Annotated in this window: 23 protein-coding genes and 1 tRNA gene; 9 read left to right on the forward strand and 15 right to left on the reverse strand. The window is 65.3% G+C overall.

Annotated features, from left to right (window positions below; translation table 11 throughout):
- Nucleotide 1: 1 nt before the first annotated feature.
- Both NO877_RS06850 and NO877_RS06855 read right to left on the reverse strand, forming a co-directional pair.
- Nucleotides 2-805, reverse strand: coding sequence for a M14 family metallopeptidase (locus tag NO877_RS06850; RefSeq protein ID WP_256395579.1), 804 nt, complete (start codon nucleotides 803-805; stop codon nucleotides 2-4).
- A 91-nt stretch (nucleotides 806-896) separates the two neighbouring features.
- On the reverse strand, nucleotides 897-1376 hold the full coding sequence (locus NO877_RS06855; protein WP_256395580.1) for a DUF309 domain-containing protein: 480 nt from the start codon (nucleotides 1374-1376) through the stop codon (nucleotides 897-899).
- Between the two features lie 87 nt (nucleotides 1377-1463).
- Here NO877_RS06855 and NO877_RS06860 point away from each other — a divergent pair, with 87 nt between their 5' ends.
- Nucleotides 1464-2630 carry a PQQ-dependent sugar dehydrogenase gene (locus tag NO877_RS06860; protein WP_256395581.1) on the forward strand — a complete coding sequence of 389 codons (1167 nt, stop codon included), beginning with the start codon at nucleotides 1464-1466 and terminating at the stop codon, nucleotides 2628-2630.
- A 57-nt stretch (nucleotides 2631-2687) separates the two neighbouring features.
- Here NO877_RS06860 and NO877_RS06865 read toward each other — a convergent pair whose 3' ends face one another.
- The 5 genes from NO877_RS06865 to NO877_RS06885 form a co-directional block, all read right to left on the reverse strand.
- Nucleotides 2688-2978: a DUF8028 family protein gene (locus tag NO877_RS06865; RefSeq protein ID WP_256395582.1), complete on the reverse strand. Its 291-nt coding sequence runs from the start codon at nucleotides 2976-2978 to the stop codon at nucleotides 2688-2690.
- A 164-nt stretch (nucleotides 2979-3142) separates the two neighbouring features.
- A tRNA-Thr gene (locus NO877_RS06870) sits at nucleotides 3143-3216 on the reverse strand.
- A 50-nt stretch (nucleotides 3217-3266) separates the two neighbouring features.
- Nucleotides 3267-3833 carry a hypoxanthine/guanine phosphoribosyltransferase gene (gene hpt, locus NO877_RS06875; protein WP_256395583.1) on the reverse strand — a complete coding sequence of 189 codons (567 nt, stop codon included), beginning with the start codon at nucleotides 3831-3833 and terminating at the stop codon, nucleotides 3267-3269.
- A 52-nt stretch (nucleotides 3834-3885) separates the two neighbouring features.
- On the reverse strand, nucleotides 3886-5481 hold the full coding sequence (locus NO877_RS06880; protein WP_256395584.1) for an SDR family NAD(P)-dependent oxidoreductase: 1596 nt from the start codon (nucleotides 5479-5481) through the stop codon (nucleotides 3886-3888).
- Between the two features lie 48 nt (nucleotides 5482-5529).
- Nucleotides 5530-6300 carry a hypothetical protein gene (locus NO877_RS06885; RefSeq protein WP_256395585.1) on the reverse strand — a complete coding sequence of 257 codons (771 nt, stop codon included), beginning with the start codon at nucleotides 6298-6300 and terminating at the stop codon, nucleotides 5530-5532.
- Nucleotides 6301-6413: 113 nt separating this feature from the next.
- On the opposite strand from NO877_RS06885, the gene NO877_RS06890 reads away from it, so the two are divergent.
- From NO877_RS06890 to NO877_RS06905, 4 genes are read left to right on the forward strand one after another with little or no spacing between them, the layout of a single operon-like run.
- On the forward strand, nucleotides 6414-6785 hold the full coding sequence (locus tag NO877_RS06890) for a DUF7475 family protein (protein ID WP_256395586.1): 372 nt from the start codon (nucleotides 6414-6416) through the stop codon (nucleotides 6783-6785).
- A gap of 40 nt (nucleotides 6786-6825) precedes the next feature.
- Complete coding sequence (locus tag NO877_RS06895; protein ID WP_256395587.1) at nucleotides 6826-7566, forward strand: CDP-alcohol phosphatidyltransferase family protein; 741 nt, start codon at nucleotides 6826-6828, stop codon at nucleotides 7564-7566.
- Nucleotides 7567-7622: 56 nt separating this feature from the next.
- Entirely contained in the window at nucleotides 7623-8765 is a 1143-nt protein-coding gene (locus tag NO877_RS06900) for a glycosyltransferase family 4 protein (RefSeq protein ID WP_256395588.1), read from the forward strand.
- Entirely contained in the window at nucleotides 8762-9664 is a 903-nt protein-coding gene (locus tag NO877_RS06905; RefSeq protein ID WP_256395589.1) for a class I SAM-dependent methyltransferase, read from the forward strand. The genes NO877_RS06900 and NO877_RS06905 overlap by 4 nt, the downstream gene beginning before the upstream one ends.
- Before the next feature lie 27 nt (nucleotides 9665-9691).
- Here the strand turns inward: NO877_RS06905 and NO877_RS06910 are convergent, their stop codons facing one another.
- From NO877_RS06910 to NO877_RS06925, 4 genes are read right to left on the reverse strand one after another with little or no spacing between them, the layout of a single operon-like run.
- Nucleotides 9692-10243 carry a hypothetical protein gene (locus NO877_RS06910; protein ID WP_256395590.1) on the reverse strand — a complete coding sequence of 184 codons (552 nt, stop codon included), beginning with the start codon at nucleotides 10241-10243 and terminating at the stop codon, nucleotides 9692-9694.
- Nucleotides 10240-10626 carry a 6-pyruvoyl trahydropterin synthase family protein gene (locus NO877_RS06915; RefSeq protein WP_256395591.1) on the reverse strand — a complete coding sequence of 129 codons (387 nt, stop codon included), beginning with the start codon at nucleotides 10624-10626 and terminating at the stop codon, nucleotides 10240-10242. The genes NO877_RS06910 and NO877_RS06915 overlap by 4 nt, the downstream gene beginning before the upstream one ends.
- A 5-nt stretch (nucleotides 10627-10631) precedes the next feature.
- Nucleotides 10632-11666, reverse strand: a complete 1035-nt coding sequence (locus tag NO877_RS06920; RefSeq protein WP_256395592.1) for a zinc-dependent alcohol dehydrogenase — start codon at nucleotides 11664-11666, stop codon at nucleotides 10632-10634.
- Nucleotides 11667-11679: 13 nt separating this feature from the next.
- Nucleotides 11680-12465, reverse strand: a complete 786-nt coding sequence (locus tag NO877_RS06925) for a GTP cyclohydrolase III (RefSeq protein WP_256395593.1) — start codon at nucleotides 12463-12465, stop codon at nucleotides 11680-11682.
- Between the two features lie 179 nt (nucleotides 12466-12644).
- Here NO877_RS06925 and NO877_RS06930 point away from each other — a divergent pair, with 179 nt between their 5' ends.
- Nucleotides 12645-13436 (forward strand): HAD-IIA family hydrolase, encoded by a 792-nt coding sequence (locus NO877_RS06930; protein WP_256395594.1) that lies wholly within the window; start codon nucleotides 12645-12647, stop codon nucleotides 13434-13436.
- Nucleotides 13437-13549: 113 nt separating this feature from the next.
- Nucleotides 13550-13687 (forward strand): hypothetical protein, encoded by a 138-nt coding sequence (locus tag NO877_RS06935; RefSeq protein WP_256395595.1) that lies wholly within the window; start codon nucleotides 13550-13552, stop codon nucleotides 13685-13687.
- Nucleotides 13688-13758: 71 nt separating this feature from the next.
- Here the strand turns inward: NO877_RS06935 and NO877_RS06940 are convergent, their stop codons facing one another.
- From NO877_RS06940 to NO877_RS06955, 4 genes are all read right to left on the reverse strand, one after another.
- A complete protein-coding gene (locus NO877_RS06940; protein WP_256395596.1) occupies nucleotides 13759-14157 on the reverse strand; it encodes an OsmC family protein in 399 nt (132 codons plus the stop codon).
- Nucleotides 14158-14308: 151 nt separating this feature from the next.
- Nucleotides 14309-15028: a metal-dependent hydrolase gene (locus tag NO877_RS06945; protein ID WP_256395597.1), complete on the reverse strand. Its 720-nt coding sequence runs from the start codon at nucleotides 15026-15028 to the stop codon at nucleotides 14309-14311.
- A 92-nt stretch (nucleotides 15029-15120) separates the two neighbouring features.
- On the reverse strand, nucleotides 15121-15603 hold the full coding sequence (locus tag NO877_RS06950) for an acyl-CoA thioesterase (protein ID WP_256395598.1): 483 nt from the start codon (nucleotides 15601-15603) through the stop codon (nucleotides 15121-15123).
- Between the two features lie 51 nt (nucleotides 15604-15654).
- Nucleotides 15655-16161: a bifunctional nuclease family protein gene (locus tag NO877_RS06955; RefSeq protein WP_256395599.1), complete on the reverse strand. Its 507-nt coding sequence runs from the start codon at nucleotides 16159-16161 to the stop codon at nucleotides 15655-15657.
- A 100-nt stretch (nucleotides 16162-16261) separates the two neighbouring features.
- On the opposite strand from NO877_RS06955, the gene NO877_RS06960 reads away from it, so the two are divergent.
- Both NO877_RS06960 and NO877_RS06965 read left to right on the forward strand, forming a co-directional pair.
- Nucleotides 16262-17947, forward strand: a complete 1686-nt coding sequence (locus NO877_RS06960; protein WP_256395600.1) for a TraB/GumN family protein — start codon at nucleotides 16262-16264, stop codon at nucleotides 17945-17947.
- Entirely contained in the window at nucleotides 17944-18591 is a 648-nt protein-coding gene (locus NO877_RS06965) for a zinc metalloprotease (RefSeq protein WP_256395601.1), read from the forward strand. Before NO877_RS06960 ends, NO877_RS06965 begins: the two co-directional genes overlap by 4 nt.
- Nucleotides 18592-18628 lie beyond the last annotated feature (37 nt).

Here is an 18628-nt window from a genome sequence, read left to right on the forward strand (position 1 = left end):
GTTAGGCGACGTGGCCAACCGGTTCCGAGACGTAGCCGAAGATGTTCTCGTAGCCCTCCGCCGACAGCAAGACCGGATAGAAATCGGCGTCCGCGTGTAGCGGGTCGCCGTCGACCGCGGCGAACGCCGTTCCCTCGGTGACTAACTCGAAGTTGTCGACGAAGACGTCGTAGCTCTCGCCGGTCGGTTTCGGGATCGGCTCCTGGAGCCGGAAGACGTCCACGGCTTCGGGGTCCGGCGTATCGAGCCGGCTCGTGGCGTCGGGAGCCGGCAGGGCCCCTGTCGCCGCCAGAAACGCCCGCACGAGCTCGTAGCCGTTCTCGGCGGCCGCCTCGGTGCCCTGTAGCCCACACTCGACTTCGATCGTGTGGGGGTATTCGACCAGCCGTCCGTCGGTGTGGGAGTCGGTCTCGATCAACACGTCGACCGGGAGCCGGGGGTAGATCGCGCGGGCGACCTCGTCGACCGACCGGATAACGCCCATCGGTTTGGGTGTCGACTGGGTCGAATGCAGCGCGAGGGTGGTACAGCCCTGGATCTCGCGGGCGATGTCGTGGGCGAGGCGGCGCTCGTGGGCCTCGGCATCCGCATCCCCCGGGAAGACCCGGTTGAGATCGGCGTCGAGATAGCGTTCGCCCGCCTCCAGGGCCGCCTCGTTCGCAATAATGAACTTGACCGGCCGCTCGACGGCTGGCTCCTCGGCGAGAAGCCGCTCGATGGCCAGTGGGCCACACGGCTCGTCGCCGTGAATCCCACCGACGACCGCGACCTCCGGCGTTCCATCGCCGAGTTCGTAAATCCTCATTGGAAACAGGCAGGCAGGGGAGACATTTGAGCAGCCCGGTATAGCTCGCTGCCCGTCGGCGGAGTAGTCAGTGGCTACTTATAAGCATGGATCAGCCGTCGAGATACTGTCGATCCGACTCCTGGGCGGTGGGTGTCTCGCCGTCGACCCGTAGCTGCCAGCCCTCGATCACGGTCGGCTCGGTGAGGGCCTCCTGGAGCGTCGACCGGATGTCGGCGACATCGACGCCGTAGAAGTCCTCGGGGACGCCGTGAAGGTACTGCAGGGCGGTCTCGAAGAGGCTCCGCATCCCGTCGTCGTTCTCGAAATCGAAGTGCTTGTAGGCTCCGGCGGCGACCTGCACCATCCCGTGGAGGAACGCGCTTTCGGTGGTGCCGCTGCCGTAGTTGTACCATTCATCCTCGAAACAGTCGTGGGAGGCGTGGTACTCGCCCGCATTATAAAAGCGGACGCCGTAGAGGGTCGCCAGTCGGAGGGTGCCGTGCTCCCAGTGGCCGGTCTGGGGGTTCCAGCCCGTCGGCTCGCCGGAGAGTGGTGGCGCGACCGTCGGATCATGGGTGTGGTCGTCCATCCCGCTGTCACCTCTCTGCGCGTCGACGCGCCTAACTCCATCGGTCGGCCGCCTGTTTTTATTCCCATCGAGCGGTACCATCGACCAATGAAGCGTCGACGGTACGTTTCAGTCGTTGGTGCAGCGGCGTTCGGGGGCACTGCTGGCTGTCTGGGCTCCGGTTCCGACACGGCGCTCCCCGCCGGTGTCGTCGCCGAAACAGTCACCGAGGAGCTCAGCAACCCCTGGGGGTTGGCGTTTCTCCCCGGCGACTCCCGGCTGGTCGTCACCGAGCGCGATACGGGACGGCTCGTCCTCGTCGACCGTGAGGACGGTACCCAAACGGCAATCGACGGCGTTCCGTCGGTGGATTCGGCCGGACAGGGTGGCCTGCTCGATGCGGCGATCCATCCCGATTTCCCCGCCGAGCCGTGGCTGTATCTGACCTACTCGGCGGCGACCGGCGACGGCCGGACGACGACTCACCTCGGCCGCGGGAGACTCGATCCCGACGCCGCGACGCTCTCGGCCTTCGATGTGCTCCACGCCGCCGAACCGTTTCTCGATCGCGTCAATCACTACGGCTCGCGGGTCGTCTTCGGGGCCGATCGATTGGTCTATCTGAGCGTCGGTGATCGACAGTTCAAGGACTTCGGGCCGGATCATGTCGCCCAAGACCTCAGCAACGACCTCGGGACGATCCTCCGCTTCGAGCCCGACGGCTCGATTCCCGATGATAATCCCTTTGTCGACACCTCTGAGGCCCGCGATCCGATCTACAGCTACGGCCACCGGAACCCACAGGGGTTGACGGTCCACCCTGAGACGGGCGCACTCTGGGAATCCGAACACGGCGAGCGCGACGGCGACGAGCTCAACGTGATCGAGGCGGGTGGTAACTACGGCTGGCCGGTGGCGACGTATGCCTGCGAGTACGGCACCGACCAACCGATCGGCGACCCGCCCGCCGAGCGAGCGGACCTCATTCCGCCGGTCTACTACTGGGAGTGCGGCTCGGGTGGCTTCCCACCGGCGGGGATGACGTTCTACGACGGGCCGATCAGCGAGTGGCAGGGCGATCTGTTCGTCGGCAATCTCGCTGGGACGTACCTCGGTCGGTTTGTGGTCGACGGCACCGACGTGACCGAACGCGAGCCGCTGCTTGCGGACCGTGATTGGCGGATTCGGGCGGTCGAGACGGCTCCCAAGACGGGCCATCTCTACGTCGCGGTCGATGCTGGATCGGCACCACTCGTTCGGCTGCAGCCGGAGTAGTCGGTCGAAGGGCTGGTGCGTTAGTGCAATCATCAACACTCCTGGAGTCGGCTGTGGTCAGTGGCTGCTCTCGGATTCCGGACGAGAATGGCCGTGGCCGATATAAAAGGCAAGCAGATTCGCCGTGAGGAGCCCGGAGAACACACCCAACTCCGTGATGGTGCCGACGCCGACTACGAGCACCAGGAGCGTCGGCACTGGGAGGACGACCGCTGCCCAGAAGCCGACCGCCTCGACGGACGATCGGCCGATCAGACTGCGTGCTCGAAGCTGTTGGATCGGCGCGGTCGACTCGTCACCGCCTTCGGTGTGGGCACTGCGATCTGTGAGTGTTTGGGGGAGACGCATTACATCAATGTCCTGTGATCATGATAACGTCCCACACGGTTATAATTATTCGGTTACTATCTGGAAATGTCTCTCGTGGCTGTTCGACTATCGGCTCCGTTAGTGGCTGCCTAACCCAGTGGAATCCATGCATCGCTCGCCGTTTTGATTCGTCGTAGAAACCAAGCCGGAGGAGGGATCCGAACCCTCGGCCTAATCCTTACGAAGGATTCGCTCTGCCAGGCTGAGCTACTCCGGCGCGCACTCTATGGTACCGCCATACAGCAAATAAGGGTTGCGAAAGCCGACTCAGAAATCGCCGTCTTCGTCAACGACCACGACCTCGCCGTCGACCACATCGACGTTGATCAACGTCTTGACCTCGTAGTCGGTATCATCGAGTTCGTTCGGGCCGACCTTTTTGATCACCGCAAGCACGTCGGCGACCTCCGCGCCCATTTCGGTCAGCGCATCCAGGATTGCCGTCATCGTCCCGCCGGTCGAGAGCACGTCATCCAGGACGAGTACCCGGTCGCCCGCCTCCACGTCGTTGATGTACATCTCGGATTCCGAGTAGCCGGTGACCTGCGACAGCGAAACCTCGCCGTCGAGGCCATACGAGCGTTTGCGGATGATCGCCACCGGGATGTCGGTCGACAGCGAGACCGCCGTCGAGATGTGGATGCCCATTGCCGCCGGTGTGACGATCTTGTCGACGCCGTCGAGATCGACCTCCTGGATGATTCGAACGGTGATCTCGCGAAGCAGTTCCGGCTCCAGCATCGGGACGCCATCGCTGATGGGATGGACGAAGTACTGGTAGCCGTCCTTTTCGGTTATCGGGGTGTCGAGAAGCGACTGCCGGAGACGATCCATACGGTCACTTCTTCAGCCGAAACCTAAAGATGACGATCAGCCGCTGGCGACGTTACCGCGTCCCAACGACCCTCGGCTCCCCGATCGTGAACTCGCAGTTCCCGCCGAACCGCGCCAGCGGCCGCGACCCGAGGTCCACCGACCGGAGGCTGTCGGCCCACGCGTGCTCGCCGAGCGACCAATCGGCCCGCCGACCCAGCGGCCAGAGGCCCAACTCCCCGGAAAACGTGTTCGGTATCTGTTGGAGCTCGCCATCCCGCACCGTGTAGGACGAAAGCGACAGCTCCCGATCCCGCGTCGGCGGCTGCTCGACTGCCAGCGACAGTACGTGCTGGCCCTCGACAGCCAGCCGGGTCCGTGTCACCCCGTCATCGTTCGCAATATCGATTTCGGCGACGGATTTCGGGTAGCCCCAGATCTCTCGGCCGAGCGCGCAGGCGGGCTCGGTCGTCACCGGCAACTGCCAGACGTAGCCGCCGACGCCCCCCGAGAGCGCAGACAGGAGCGGCAGCCGCCCGGTGTCCGGCACTGCTGGGATCATGATCGCCACCTCGTCGTAGGGGTCGATCTCGCCGCGCCCGATTCGGCTGTAATCGACTGACATGATTACGACCATCCCCCGCCGGGGCGTGAGCCGGACAGGCGCGAGCCTCGACGGCAGCAACGAGCCGACGCCCTCCGCCGACGCCGAGAGGACGACCCCCGAGATCGACGCGTGGGTCGACAGCGGCACCGACACCTCCTGGCCGGTCGAGAGCCGCCTCGTCGACTCGGCATCCGACCCACTGCTGAAACAGAACTCCCAGAGCCGCCGGGCGGTGATCGTCGCCCGGTTGAACGCTGGCGTCGACCAGTCGCTGATCGATGTCGGGAGCCACCGCTCGGAGCGCACGAACCGGCTCCGGCGACCGACGGGATATCGTGCCTTCGGGCTGTCGGCGGTCGCCGCCTCGACCACGGTGTCGGCCACTTTCTCGGGGGCAACCGCCAGTGGCCCGCCGTCGACCACCCATCCCGACTCGACCGTCTCGTAGATGTCGCTGTAGGCGGGCGTTCGATCGCTGGGGAGCCGATCTGCCGCGCTCCCTGAAAACGCAGTGTCGACCCACGCTGGCTCGATCAGCGAGACCGAGACCCCAGTGCCGCGGAGTTCCATCCGCAGGGAATCAGACAGCGATTCGACCGCCGCCTTCGCAGCCCCGTAGGTTCCGATTCCGGTCGACGGGGCGACCCCCAACACGCTCGATAGCATGATGATCCGCCCCCGGCCCTGCTCTCGCATCGCCGGGAGGGCGGCCTGTGTCATGTTGTGGGTGCCGTGGACGACGACATCGAACTGCTTCCTGGAGGCCTCGACGGATACGTCTTCGACCGGGCCGGGGACGGCAAATCCGGCGTTGTTGACCAGCACGTCGATCCGGCCCGTCTCGTCGAGCACCCGGTCGACGACTGCCTGGGGTTCCTCGCTGTCGGTGACATCGCAGTCGAGACACCGACAACCCGCCTCGACGGTCGCCGGGTAATCGGGGTCGATATCGGTCGCATACACCGTCCACCCCGCGTCGGCGAACGCCGCCGCGGTCGCCGCACCGATACCCGAGGCAGCGCCGGTGATGACGACAACAGGTCGACTGCTCGTGGCTGGCATCGTATTCGGTGGATTTCGATCACCCATATATAAACCATCTGCTGACACTCAGGTCTCGATTGCCCCGGTGTACTGGATCGTCTGCCAGACGAGCCCCCCGATGGCCGCCAGCGTCGCCCCGACAACACCGACCAGGAGGGGGTGGGCGATCACGTCGTAGGAAACCACCCCGGCGACGCTCAGGTAGGGCACCGCCAGGCCGACGACAAGCAGCCCCGCCCCGCCAGCAGTCAGCACGGTTGGGACCCGATTGTTCCCCGTCTGTTGGGCGATGGCGTTCGTGGCGATGACGATCGCGCCGAGCGGCAGCAGCCCGAACAGCCAGACGTACGTCGACGTCGGCTGGTCGCCGAACCCATCGCTCAGTCCGGTCCCCTCCTGGACACCGGTCTGGAACAGATACCGCTGGCCGTCGGCCTCGATGATCGTAAACACATCGTCGGGGGCGGCCTCGCCGTACTGGAACTCTGCTGGAGGTTCACGAACCGAATCGCAGACGACCATCACGTCCCGACAGACCGGGAGTTCGTACCGGTACCACCCATCTCCGTCAGGTCCGCTGGCGATCGTCCGCTCGACGGCGAGCTGGCCCGTCGGCGAGAGCTCATCGACTGACGTTGCGTCCTCGGGGTCGAACCCATAGAGCTCGACGAGGTTTCCGAAATCACCCTGGTCGTCGGCGACAGCCTGATGCAAGTAGGGCGCTGGCTCGCCCGTCTGGTAGGGCGACCCAAACACCGGGTAGGGAGCGACGCCACTCAGCAACAACAGCGTCCCGACCACGAGTCCCGCGAGGAGCCGACGGCGGTCTCCGTCCATACCCCGTGTCGGTGCGTCGGCGTCAAATCCGTTCCGACCGACGCTGCGGTGGGCAGGGCAACGGGATAGCCGGTAACAAAACTTGTTTGGGAGTGATACACGATGGGGCGTATATGACTGCACTCGCCGAGCGGCTGGAACTCGATTCGCTCACGACGCTCGACTGGGTCGGTATCGTGCTGGCGCTTATCACCGCAACCGTGCATTTCGTTATCGGTCTCACGTTCGTTCCCGAACCTGGCGGCGTCCTCTTTCTGTTGGCCGCTGGCGGGTTCGTCGGGGCAATCGTGCTGTTACTCGTCGACTACCGCCGTCCGCTGCTGTACCTCGTCGGGATTCCGTACACGGGCGTTCAAATCGTCGCGTGGTACGCGATCAACCGGCCTGCGGGCCCCGCCGCTGTCGGCCTGCCGACAGCTATCGACAAGATCACACAGCTCGTGTTGATCGTCGTCCTCGTGTTGCTCTACCAGTGGGAAGCCTGAATGGTCTCACGGTCAGCCCTCGGCATTCTGGAGCCCCACGATGGCTCGTGAGTACCCCCTCGACCGCTCGGCGGGCTGGCAGCGGTGGCCGACCCCACTGCTTGGGATCGGGCTGCTCGTCGTCGCGGCCGTCTGGCTGCTGCAAGCCCGGTTGGCTCTCGGGCTCTCGACCGCGTTCCTCGCCGGTGTCGCCGGTGGGCTGGTGACCGTCTCTGTTCCTGTCGGGTGGGCTGTCAGTCGGGCCGACGAGCCGATCACGTTTGCAACCGCCGTTACACTCTCTCGGGGGGCTGCCCTCGCGGTGTTTGCCGGGTTTTTGGCTACTGGTCTCCCGGCCGGTCGCGCCGCGTGGCTCCCGGCGGTGCTGTTTGCGATCGCCGCCGGACTCGATACCCTCGATGGGGCCATCGCCCGCGCGACCGACGCCATCTCCGAACTTGGCGGGCGACTCGACACCGAGATGGATGGCCTGACGGTGTTGTTCGGGACCGCCCTCATCGTCGCCGCCGATCTCGTCCCGCGTGTGTTCCTGCTCGTCGGCCTGGCGCGCTACCTGTTCGTCTTCGGCTGCTGGCTTCGGCGTCGGCGCGACTGCCCAGTCTACGACCTGCCGCCGAGCCAGCTCCGTCGAGTGCTTGGCGGACTGGCAATGGCGACGGTCTGGCTGGCCCTGCTCCCTGTTACCGAACCGTCGGTGACCCGACCGGTCGCCGTTGTCGTCTTGGTCCCGTTCTGCTTCAATTTCAGCCGCGACTGGCTCACGGTCTCAGGCCGTCGCTGAGTCGGTGTCGATCTTATAAGTGGTCTCCCACTAACACGACTAGCAACGAACACAGAATGGAGATTGGACTGGTAGTGTACGGCGGGCTCGACGAAACCTCCGGTGGCTTTCGGTACAACCGACGGTTGGTCGACTATCTCCGAAGCCACGGCGACACCGTCGAGGTGATCGCGCTCCCGTGGCGCAACTACTGGCGAGGCGTCGTCGACGGCCTCCGATCGTCGGTCTCGACCCGACTGAACAGGCCGGTAGATGTGCTGCTCCAGGACGAACTCTGCCATCCGTCGCTGTGGCGGCAGAACCACCGGCTGACTCGGCCGGGGGCGGTCGTCGCGCTCGTCCACCACGTGGGCTCCGACGACCACCACGGGCGGTGCCTGCGGCTGCGACGCTGGATCGAACGTCGGTATCTCGACTCGGTCGACGGGGCGGTCTGTACCAGCAAGTTTACCCGACGACGGGCCGCCGCACTCGGGGGTGGCCTCGGCGAGAGCCTGGTCGCACCGCCCGCCGGTCGGGTCGAAGGGAGGGGACTCAGCGAGACGGCCGTTCGCCAGCGGGCCGCCGATGGGCCACTCCGAATCGCCTTCGTCGGGAACCTTCTCCCGCGAAAAGGGCTCACCACGCTACTGTCGGCGGTCAGTACGCTTGCACGCCGCCACGACTGTTCGGACTGGCGGATGACTGTCGTGGGCAGCGAGGCGGACCCGGAGTACGCTGCCACGGCTGCCGACCGGGCGGTGGAACTGGGAGTGGACGATCGTATCGAGTTCACCGGCGAAATCGCGGATAGCGAGCTGACCGACGTATTCGAGGCCAGTCACGTGCTCTGTGTCCCCTCGCGGTACGAAGGGTTCGGCATGGTCTATCTCGAAGCCATGGAGTACGGCGTCGTCCCGATCGCCAGCGCCCGCGGCGGTGCGGGCGAGTTTATTCGTAATGGCGACAACGGCTTCCTCGTCGACCCCGGCGACGAGGGCCGGATCGCCGCCCTGCTGGCCGACCTCGCGGCCGACAGAGCGCGACTCGCCGACCTCGGCGTGGCGGCCCTCGATACCGCGGCGGCCCACCCGAGTTGGGACGAGACGCTGGCCGCGGTTCGGTCGCTGTTGACTCGGATGGCGACTGATCGGTCGTCGTCGGCCGATCGTGCGGCCTCACCGAACGATACGCGGACCGAACAGGGTGGTCGGCCGTGACTACCTTTCCCGAGTTCCTCACCGCAAAGCGAACTGTCGAGGATCGCGCCCTGAACCGTCGGGTGTGGGAGCAGTTCGTCACCGAGCTCGCGGAGCGAGCGGGCGGGAGCGATCCCGTCAGGATCGTCGAAATCGGGTCCGGAACCGGTTCGATGATCGCCCGGCTGGCCGACTGGGAGGCCCTGCCGCCGACGGTCTCCTACCGCGCGGTCGACCTCGATGCTGAGACCGTCGACAGTGCCCGAAAGCGGCTCCCCGAGCGACTCCGGGCGGCTGGTTACACGGTCGACGAGCAGTCCGACCCGATCCGCGCCCGCCGGACTGACAGCGACGGCACCGAGCGGACGATCGAGATCGGCCTGGAGACCGGCGACGGCTTCGCCATCGATGACGCGGCGGATGCGGTCATCGCTGCGGCCGTCCTGGATCTGGTCGACCTCCAGCCCGCGGTCGAGGACTTAAAAGGGGTTCTCGGCGACAACGGATTACTCTACGCGCCGGTTACGTTCAACGGCCACACCTCGTTTATCCCTCGTGACCCGGTCGACGACCGAATCGAGCGGCTCTATCACCGACACATGGACGAGGTTCGGGCACAGCCGGGAAGCAGTCGAGCGGGCCAGCAGCTTTTAAAAGAGCTCCCCGCGGCTGGCTACACCGTCCTGGAGGCGGGCGGGGCCGACTGGATCGTTCGTCCGACCGATAGCGCGTATTCGGCCGCCGAGTCGGCCGTCCTGGAACACCTCCTGGAGACGATCGACGGCGCGCTGGCCGACTACCCGGCCGACGTGATCGAGCCTGAAACGAGAGCCGACTGGATCGAGCGCCGACGGGGCCAACTGGAGCGCGGCGAACTCACGCTCGTCGCCCACCATCTCGACGTGCTCGCCCGGCTGTAGTTCCCGGCTACGGCTCTACTCGCCCGGTTAGTCGTCGGCTACTGTCCTGGAGGTCCCATCATCGGCCGCCGAAATCGGCTCGTTGGCCAGCAGTTCGCGGAGTCGGCGCTCGCCTTCGCCCGGATCGTACCCCTGCCGCCGCAGGTGGGCGATCGGCGAGACGTTCGCGTTGAGTTCCCAGTGACACCAGAGCTCGGTGCGGCCATCGGCTGTCGGAAACAGCCGGACGTGCAGCTGGTGTGTGCTGGTGAGGCCGTCGGGGCGGTAGACGTAGCTGCCGACCTCGTGGACGCTCCGACCCTCGCGGTCGTAGCAGTGGAAGTAGGCCCTGACTAACCGGCGAAAGCCGAACTCCGAGCGGAGCCGCCGCCGGGCCTCAGTGGGAGCGACCTCCCACACACCGACGTACTCCGGCGGTGGTGGCGGAAGCACGCTGAAATGCCGCGGCATGACCGCATCCGGAACCGCTGCCAACAGCTGCCCCGCGAGGAGCCGAACCCGGTAGATCCCAACCTGCGAGGCTGCCATCCAGCCGATCAGCAGGCTCGCCACGAGTGTCGCAAGCCGTCGGCCCTTCATGAATCGGGCAGTGGTTGTTCGTAGCTCGCGAACGCCTCGTCGTCCTCCCAGAGCCGGACCCGGATTCGATCCGGATTCGTTGGTGCCGCATGCTCGACGATTCGCTCACAGACGATCCGAGAGAAGTGTTCGACGCTCGGGTTCAACCCCTCGAAGGCTGGCTGGTCGTTGAGCGTCGTGTCGGCGTAGGTCTCAACGATATCGTCGAGGGCGGCGTTGATCGCGTCGATATCGACCAGATAGCCGTACTCGTCGAGGCTCTCGCCCTCGAACTCCACGACTGCGGTGAACTGATGGGAGTGTCGGTCACCCTCGGGACCGGGATCAGGCACCGTCAGAAAGTGCTGGGCGATGAACGGCCGCCGAACCGAAACCGTGTACATACCCGCTATGTGGGGCCGTCGTAGCTAAAGAGTGTCCCCACCATCCCATCGGTCGATGCGGCCAGCGCATCGTAGGCCGCCGGGGCCTCGGCGATCGGGTAGCGGTCGGTGAGCAGCTCCCCGAGGCCACGCTCGCCGAGCTGCTGCCACGCGAGTTCCATCCGCCGGCCGCGGTCCCACCGACCGCGGAGCGAGGGGTCGATCGTGCTGACCTGACTGCTTGTCAGCGAGATCCGACTGCGATGGAATCGCCCGCCGAGATCCAGTTCGGTTGGCTTCGTGCCGTACCACGAGCCGACGACGATCCGGCCGTCATAGCCCGTCACTGACACCGCCGCATCCAGGGCCTCGGGGTTCCCCGAGAGTTCGTACGTGAGGTCCGCCCCCGCATATTCGTCGCTCGACGCCTCGCCGGGCAGTGGTAGTGCCTCGCCGATCGCGTCGGGGTGGACGCTGTCGGTCGCGCCGAGTTCCCGCGAGCGTGCGCGTCGGTCGGCGCTGTAGTCAACGGTCACGAGCTCCTGGAGGGGAAACTGGCCGAGCAGCGCGGTGGTCACGAGGCCAATCAGTCCCTGGCCGAAGACGACCGCCCGCTCGCCGAGTTTCGGTTCGCCGTCCTGGACCAGCGTCACCGCCGTCTCGACGGTCGGTAGCAGCGTCGCTTGGGCGGCGGAAAGCCCCTCGGGAACCGGATGAAGCTCCTCGACGGTCGCACAGAAGTGGCTCTCGTGAGGGTGGAACGCGAAGACGCGACGGCCCAGCCAGTCGGCGTCGACGGCGTCGCCGACAGCCTCGACGACGCCGACGGCGGCGTACCCATATTTAAGTGGATAGGACAGCGAGCCCGACAGCGCATCGAGATTGGGATCGGCAGCCAGCTCCGTGGGGACCTCGCCGTTGTAGACCAACAGTTCGGTGCCGGGGCTGATCGCCGACAGCTCCGTCCGGACCAACAGTTGGTCGGCCGCGGGATCGGGGATCGGCTCCTCGCGGAGCTCGACCTCGCCGGGGGCGACGAAGTAGAGGGAGCGTCGAGTCATGAGGGGAGGCGAGTCAATCGTCGCTGGTCGGGACGTGCGGCTGTGCGAACTCGACGGTCGTTCCCTCGTAGCGGCAGTCTTCGAGGGCGTGTTTAGCAGCGATCCCGGCCTCGTGGGCCGTCTGTCCGCGACCGACGCCGACTTTCAACTCGACGCCCGCGTCGTCGGCGACGTGGTCGAGGGCCGCCTGATAGGCCTCTGCCGAGAGCTCGGGGAGCACCGCGATGATGTTGTCGCCGCCGACGAAAAACGACAGCCCGCCGTGGGCCGTCCGGAGATACTCCATCAGCGAGGCGTAGCTCCGCTCGATGTGGATAAAGGAGTCGAACTCGTTGAGCTGGTCGGTGTACTTGCCGGTCGCGTCGTTGACGTCGAAATGGGCGATATGCACCGGTTCAGTGCCCGTCTCGCTCGGATCCAGGAATGTCCCGGCGAGGACTTCGGTTCGGTCCTCGTCTTGGGCGCTGCCAGCGGCCTGGAGCCGCTCGGTCGCGCCGTCGAGGGCCGCCGCTGGCGTGTCGGCGACGTCGATGCCGAGACTGATCGTCACCGGATACCGGTTGCCGATGGTCTCCTGGAGGGTGGCGTGGGCCGCGCGGTCGATTCCGTTCGTGACCGCGATCATGTTGTCGAACCGCGTGAAGAAGACGTAGCCGCCGCGGCTCCCGATGAACTGGGCGACATCCGCGAACAGCCGCGACTGGAGCGTCTGGAGGTCCATCTCCCGTCGCGGTTCCGGCGTCACCGTCCACGGCCCGTAGTTGTCGATCTGAACGAGCGTCAACTGAGTAATCGTCACAGTACTTTTCCTTTTGGGAGCCTCCACATTGTGTCTTTCCGTTTTCCGAACGACGAGTCCTCCCTGACTCGCCACCATCGAAGCTACCGCCTACGCGCTGCGATTGACGAGACTCACCCGACGTGGTTGAACCGCGTCGAAACCACGGGATTCAATTCCACGACGGCCAACGGTGTGGTATGTCGTACAACGGGATTGTTTTGGATGTAGACGGCACGGTCGTCCGCGGCGACGAGCCGATTCCGGGGGCCGCCGCGGGTCTCGCTGCCGTCTCGCAGGCGGGACTCGACCGGGTGTTTCTCTCGAACAATCCGACCAAGCGGCCCGCAGCCTACGAATCTCGGTTCGAGACGGCCGGGTTCGACGTCGACCGCGAGGAGGTATTCACCGCCGGAACGATCACCACCGAATATCTCCGCAGCGAGCACGCCGACGATCGACTGTTCGTGATCGGCGATCCTGGACTCGACAGCCAACTGCTGGCAGCCGATCTCTCTCTCACGGACGACCCCGAGGCCGCCGACGCGCTGGTGGCGTCGATGGATCGGGAGTTCGGCTACCAGTCGCTCTGTGATGCGATCGTCGCCCTCGACGACGAGATCCCGTTTATCGGGACCGATCCGGATATGCTGATCCCCCAGACGGGATACAACATCCCCGGCACCGGAGCGATGCTCCACGCCATCGAGGGGGTGACCGACCGGGAGGTCGACGTGATTTGTGGCAAACCCTCCGACTTCGCCCGCCGGACGGTGCTCGACTACCTCGGCTGTCCGCCCGAGGAGTGTCTGGTCGTCGGCGATCGACTCAATACCGATATCGAACTCGGCGCGGCGGCGGGGATGACGACCGTGTTGGTCCGCACCGGGATCACCAACGCCGAGACGCTGGCCGACTCCCCGACCACTCCCGACTACGTCCTGGACTCGCTCGCCGAACTCGAAGCGGTTCTCGATGGCCACGCCGACTGACCCTGCTGGTAGCAGGCGAGTATTTATTGGACCGTGATCGCCATCGCCGCTCGAAAAGACATGTGTGGTATTGTCTGACAAAGGTTTATATCTCCCGGCGGTAAGGGGAGTGCATGGAACCGAGTGACACACCGTACGTCTTCGGCGACGAATCGCCACAGCCACCCAGCCACGACCCCGAAGGACGGGACGTGGTCATTATCGACGGCCAGGCGATGACCTACCGGAGCTACCACCGCACTCGGCAGTAGTCGGCGCTGGTTGCGATCCGCGATAGTTCGGCTATTTATAAAAGACGTGAGCGTTGGCTGCGTTGGCCGGGTTAGAACGCGCCGCCGTGGACCTCGATCTCGGCGTGGAGTTCGGGTTTGAGGGCGGCGTGGACGTGACAGATGTCTTCGGCGCGGTCGACGATGGCGTCGAGTTCGTCGTCGGAGAGGTCGGCCTCGACGTGGATCGCAAAGCGGATCGCCGAGAGGTCATCGCCCTCGTCGATGTCGGCCTCGGCGTCGATCTGGATCGTGCCCAGATCGTCGTGTCCCTCCTTGTTGCCGCCGACACGGAACGCAGGCAGGAAACAGGAGGCGTAGTCCGCGACGAGCACCGCGTTGGGGTTCGGGCCCGTCTCGTCGGTGGCGTCGATCGAGAGCTCGAAGTCGCCGACCTGACTCGTGGTTGCGTAGCCTTCCTCGCTGACCGTGGTGGTTTCGATATCCGTCATGCATCTCGGTCGACGCCTGCGACCGACCTAAACGTTGCTCACTCCCGACGCGAACGAAGACGGTTTTGATTACCTGTGAGTCACAGCGCGATACAGTTCGGTGTCGACTGACGGTGTGGGATCGGCCGACAGTGGGTGCGCCCCCGACGAGCTACAGTTCGAACGTTTCGTCCCCCTCCAGGACGTGGGGTTCTGCGGTGCTGCCGGTGGCTTTGACCTCCCGTACCCAGTCGTCGATCTCGATTTCGACCGGCGGGAACGTATCGTAATGCATCGGGAAGGCGTGGTCGACATCGAGCCAGTCGACGGCGACGGCGGCCTGCCACGGCCCCATCGTGAAGTGGTCGCCGACCGGCACCGCCGCGGCGTCGGGTTCGAGATACGCGCCCGTGACCTCCCGCATCTCGGTCATCAGGCTGGTGTCGCCCGCGTGGTAGAAGGTGGTCGACTCTTCGTCGGTGGCTTGGGTCGGCTTGGTATCGCCGATAACGAAGCCGGCGGGCATCCCGCCCTCGTACTCGTGTTCGGTGTTGATCCCGTTGGTGTGGTCGGCCCGAACCATCGTCACGAAGGCGTCGCCGCACTCGACGGTGCCGCCGAGGTTCATCCCGATGGCATCCTCGAAGCCCAGTTCGGCTTGGGCGTAGCTCACGATTTCGGGGGTCGCCACCAGCGTGGCGTCGCTGAACTCGGGGGCGTGGGCGATGTGGTCGGCATGACCGTGCGTAAGCAGGAGATAGTCCGGCGTCTCGACATCACTGGGGTCGAGATCCGTGTGCGGATTGTCGAAAAACGGGTCGATCAGGAGGTCGGTGTCGTCGACGCTGACGTGCCATGTGGAGTGGCCGTGCCACGTGAGTTCGACTGTCATAGTCGGTTTGTTGTTGCGGCAGAACGCACATAAATGTGCAGTTCGGTGGCCGCGATTGTCGGCCACAGGTCGGCCGAAAACGGGACGACTGCTTACGATTCGAGCCGGTCGACCAGCTCCGAGAGCTGTTCTTTCCGGCCGTCGACGGCCTCCTGGCGGAGCGCCTCCTCGGCCTCGCTCGGACACACCAACTCGGGAACCTCGGTCGGGACGCCGTCGTCGTCGAGGGCGACGAACGTGAAGAAGGAACTCGTGGTCGGTCGTTCCTCGCCCTCGACGGGGTTTTCGGCGCGGACGTCGACTTTCACGTCGATGCTCGTCCGGCCGACGTTGAACACGTAGGCCTCGACGACGACGACCTCGCCGATGTCGATGGGGCTGATGAAGTCGACGTGTTCCATCGAGGCGGTCACACACTGGCGGTTGGAAAACCGCATCGCCGCGATGGCCCCACAGATGTCCATCCAGTGGAGCACGACACCGCCGAGGGCCCGGCCGAGGTTGTTGGTGTCGTTCGGGAGGAGGAGTTCGGTCATCTCAGTGTAGGAGTCTACAAGCGTCGCTGTCTCGTCCATGAATCGTTTCGGAAGCCGACCGCGGAAAGTCCGTCGGTCGCCACGGGGAGTCTACTCGTCGAACTCCTCGGAGAAGGGGTCGTCGGAGAACGGATCGTCCGAGACCGGTCCGCCTTCGTCGGCGCGGCTGATGTCGACTTCCTCGGGCGAGCGCCCGGCGGCATCCAGGATCTCATCGGAGACGGAGATCGGACATTCGACCCGGACGGCCAGCGCGATCGCGTCGCTGGGGCGGGCATCGAAGACGAACCCTTCGGGTTCGCCGTCGTCGTACCGTTCGGCGTCGATCTTCGCATAAAAGGTGCCGTCGGCCAGGTCGTCGATGCGCACGCCGTCGATCGCGCCGCTGAACTCCGTGACCATCTCGACGAGTAGATCGTGGGTGAGCGGTCGCTCGAACGGTTCGCCCGAGAGCGCAAGCTGGATCGATTGGGCCTGGTCGGCCGTCACGAAGATCGGGAGATACTCCTCGCGCGCCGTGAGGATGACCGCAGGGACGTTCTCGCCCTCGGGTCCGACGCCCATGCCGATCCCCGTTACCTCCGCGGAGTGGTCCATACATCCCCTTCGGGAGACGGCTATGAATAACTGTTCCCGGCAGCCACTGGGAACCGTCGGTTCCGACACTGGTAAACGGGATGGAACGCTATCACGCCCAATGAGCGAACCAGCGGACCCGGAACCCTCCGGCGGCGAGGGACGGGTAAGTGTCGTTGGGACCGCCCACGTCTCCGAGGCCAGCGTCCGTGAGGTCGAAACACGGATTGCCGAGGACAAACCGGACATGGTGGCGGTCGAACTCGACGAGGGACGGTACCGACAGCTACAGGGCGAAGAACCCGATGACCTCGACGCCAGTGACCTCCTGAAAGGCAATACGGTCTTTCAGTTTCTGGCCTACTGGATGCTCTCCTACGTCCAGACCCGACTCGGTGACCAGTTTGACGTCGAACCCGGCGCGGATATGATGGCCGCCATCGAGACGGCCGAAAAACACGGCTGCGGCGTCGCCTTGGTCGACCGAGACATCCAGGAGACGATCCAGCGCTTCTGGGCGCGGATGACGATCACCGAAAAACTGCGGATGGTCGGCGGCCTCGCCTTCGGCGTCACCGATAGCCGCGTGGTCGGGATCATGGTCGGGCTGATCGTCGGCCTGCTCGCCGGCCCCGTCCTCGCGCTGTTCGGCGGCACCCTCGGCATCACCGAGGCGATCTATCTGCGGGCCGCAAGCGGCGCGCTGCTCGGCCTCGGCACCGCGCTCGTGGTCGACCAACTGGCTGGCCTCGCCCTCGGTGGCGACCAGCGTCTTGCAACCGCCGTCGGCAGCGGCGGCGTGGTCGGCATACTGGCGGCGGCCACCGGCCTCGCAGACAGCCTCATCGGGAGCTATCTGGGTGGCTTTACGATCACCATCGTCGGCAGCCTCGCGCTGGGGCTCGTCGGCGGCCTGCTGTTCGGCCTCGTCGCAGCCGCAATTATCGGCCTTCGGGGGTCGACCCAACCCGAGACCGAGGGGCTCGACGAGATGGATATCGAGGACCTGACCGATGCCGACGTGGTGACGGTGATGATGGAGGAGTTCCGCCAGTTCAGCCCCGGCGGTGCCGAAGCCCTCATCGACGAACGCGACGCCTACATCGCCCACCAACTGGTGGGGCTCCGGCAGGCTGGCTACGACGTGCTGGCGGTCGTCGGCGCGGGCCACCGCGAGGGGATCGAGGGATACCTGGCCGATCCGTCCACGCTGCCGCCGATGGAGTCGCTGACCGGCGAGGAAAAAGGCAGTCGACTGCCGTGGGGCAAGCTCGTCGGGATCGTGCTGTCGGTCGGCTTCGTGGCCTTCTTCATCCTACTTGCGATGGCCGGGGTCCAGGACGGCTTCCTGCTGCGGCTGTTCGGCGCGTGGTTCCTGATCAATGGGATCTTCGCCGCCGGGTTCGCCAAGCTGGCTGGCGCACGATGGTCCTCCGCAGGCGTCGGCGGTGCGGTGGCGTGGATGACCTCGATCAACCCCGCCCTCGCGCCGGGCTGGTTCACTGGCTACGTCGAACTCCGACATCTCTCGGTCAACATCGGCGACATCTCGACGCTCAACGGCCTGCTGTCCGACGAGACCAAGCCAGTAGGGGAAATCCTCTCGGAGATGTTCGAGGTGCCGATGTTCAAGCTGATCATGATCGTCGCACTGACCAACGTCGGCTCCATCGTCGCCAGCGTGCTGTTCGTGAGCTACATCCTCCCGCAGTTCGGTACCGAGTTGGGTGGCGTTGAGGGAATCTCGCGGCTGATGTTGGATGGGGCCCGTAACAGCGCCGAACTCATCTGGAGTACCCTCACATGAGTCTCGGCTACCGGATCGCGGGCTACGAGTTCAGCCCGACCGAAGTCCGTGACCTGCTGGTCGCGTGGCTCGCACTCGGGGTCGCCTTCGCTATCTTCTTTGCTGGCGGCGGGCCGAACATTGCCACCCTGATTTTTGTCCCTCAGTTACTAGTCGTGAGCCTGCTGACCGCTGGCGTGGCCTTCCTGCTCCACGAGGTCGCTCACAAGGTCGTTGCGGTCCACTACGGCCAGCTCGCTGAGTTCCGCGCCGACTACAGTATGCTGTTTCTGGCGATCATGTCGGCGCTGATCGGCTTCATCTTCGCCGCGCCGGGGGCGGTCCACCATCGTGGGTATTTAAATGAGCGGGAACACGGCCACATCGCCATCGCCGGGCCGGTGACGAACCTGCTTTTGGCCGCGGTCTTCTTGCCCGCCTATCTCGGCGGAACTGCGCTGAGCGTCGACCTGCTGGCCACGCTCGGCCGGTTCGGGATCATCATCAACCTCTTTTTGGCCGCCTTCAATCTCGTTCCTTACGGCCCGCTCGACGGGAAGACGGTCAAACGCTGGAGCACGCCCGTCTGGCTCGGGACGTTCCTCCTGTCTGCCCTGCTGACGGTCGGCTCGATGCTGTCGATCGGCCTTAGTTTCCGGATATAGCGACGGTGCGGACACATTTGCTGCCGGAGCGCGACCT

Source organism: Halohasta litorea, from assembly GCF_024494645.1.
Lineage (GTDB): Archaea > Halobacteriota > Halobacteria > Halobacteriales > Haloferacaceae > Halohasta > Halohasta litorea.

Coding starts and splice junctions, on each gene's coding strand:
- NO877_RS06850 (WP_256395579.1), bottom strand. CDS start 805: ATGAGGATTTACGAACTCGGCGATGGAACGCCGGAGGTCGCGGTCGTC.
- NO877_RS06855 (WP_256395580.1), bottom strand. CDS start 1,376: ATGGACGACCACACCCATGATCCGACGGTCGCGCCACCACTCTCCGGC.
- NO877_RS06860 (WP_256395581.1), top strand. CDS start 1,464: ATGAAGCGTCGACGGTACGTTTCAGTCGTTGGTGCAGCGGCGTTCGGG.
- NO877_RS06865 (WP_256395582.1), bottom strand. CDS start 2,978: ATGCGTCTCCCCCAAACACTCACAGATCGCAGTGCCCACACCGAAGGC.
- hpt (WP_256395583.1), bottom strand. CDS start 3,833: ATGGATCGTCTCCGGCAGTCGCTTCTCGACACCCCGATAACCGAAAAG.
- NO877_RS06880 (WP_256395584.1), bottom strand. CDS start 5,481: ATGCCAGCCACGAGCAGTCGACCTGTTGTCGTCATCACCGGCGCTGCC.
- NO877_RS06885 (WP_256395585.1), bottom strand. CDS start 6,300: ATGGACGGAGACCGCCGTCGGCTCCTCGCGGGACTCGTGGTCGGGACG.
- NO877_RS06890 (WP_256395586.1), top strand. CDS start 6,414: ATGACTGCACTCGCCGAGCGGCTGGAACTCGATTCGCTCACGACGCTC.
- NO877_RS06895 (WP_256395587.1), top strand. CDS start 6,826: ATGGCTCGTGAGTACCCCCTCGACCGCTCGGCGGGCTGGCAGCGGTGG.
- NO877_RS06900 (WP_256395588.1), top strand. CDS start 7,623: ATGGAGATTGGACTGGTAGTGTACGGCGGGCTCGACGAAACCTCCGGT.
- NO877_RS06910 (WP_256395590.1), bottom strand. CDS start 10,243: ATGAAGGGCCGACGGCTTGCGACACTCGTGGCGAGCCTGCTGATCGGC.
- NO877_RS06915 (WP_256395591.1), bottom strand. CDS start 10,626: ATGTACACGGTTTCGGTTCGGCGGCCGTTCATCGCCCAGCACTTTCTG.
- NO877_RS06920 (WP_256395592.1), bottom strand. CDS start 11,666: ATGACTCGACGCTCCCTCTACTTCGTCGCCCCCGGCGAGGTCGAGCTC.
- NO877_RS06930 (WP_256395594.1), top strand. CDS start 12,645: ATGTCGTACAACGGGATTGTTTTGGATGTAGACGGCACGGTCGTCCGC.
- NO877_RS06935 (WP_256395595.1), top strand. CDS start 13,550: ATGGAACCGAGTGACACACCGTACGTCTTCGGCGACGAATCGCCACAG.
- NO877_RS06940 (WP_256395596.1), bottom strand. CDS start 14,157: ATGACGGATATCGAAACCACCACGGTCAGCGAGGAAGGCTACGCAACC.
- NO877_RS06945 (WP_256395597.1), bottom strand. CDS start 15,028: ATGACAGTCGAACTCACGTGGCACGGCCACTCCACATGGCACGTCAGC.
- NO877_RS06950 (WP_256395598.1), bottom strand. CDS start 15,603: ATGGACGAGACAGCGACGCTTGTAGACTCCTACACTGAGATGACCGAA.
- NO877_RS06955 (WP_256395599.1), bottom strand. CDS start 16,161: ATGGACCACTCCGCGGAGGTAACGGGGATCGGCATGGGCGTCGGACCC.
- NO877_RS06960 (WP_256395600.1), top strand. CDS start 16,262: ATGAGCGAACCAGCGGACCCGGAACCCTCCGGCGGCGAGGGACGGGTA.
- NO877_RS06965 (WP_256395601.1), top strand. CDS start 17,944: ATGAGTCTCGGCTACCGGATCGCGGGCTACGAGTTCAGCCCGACCGAA.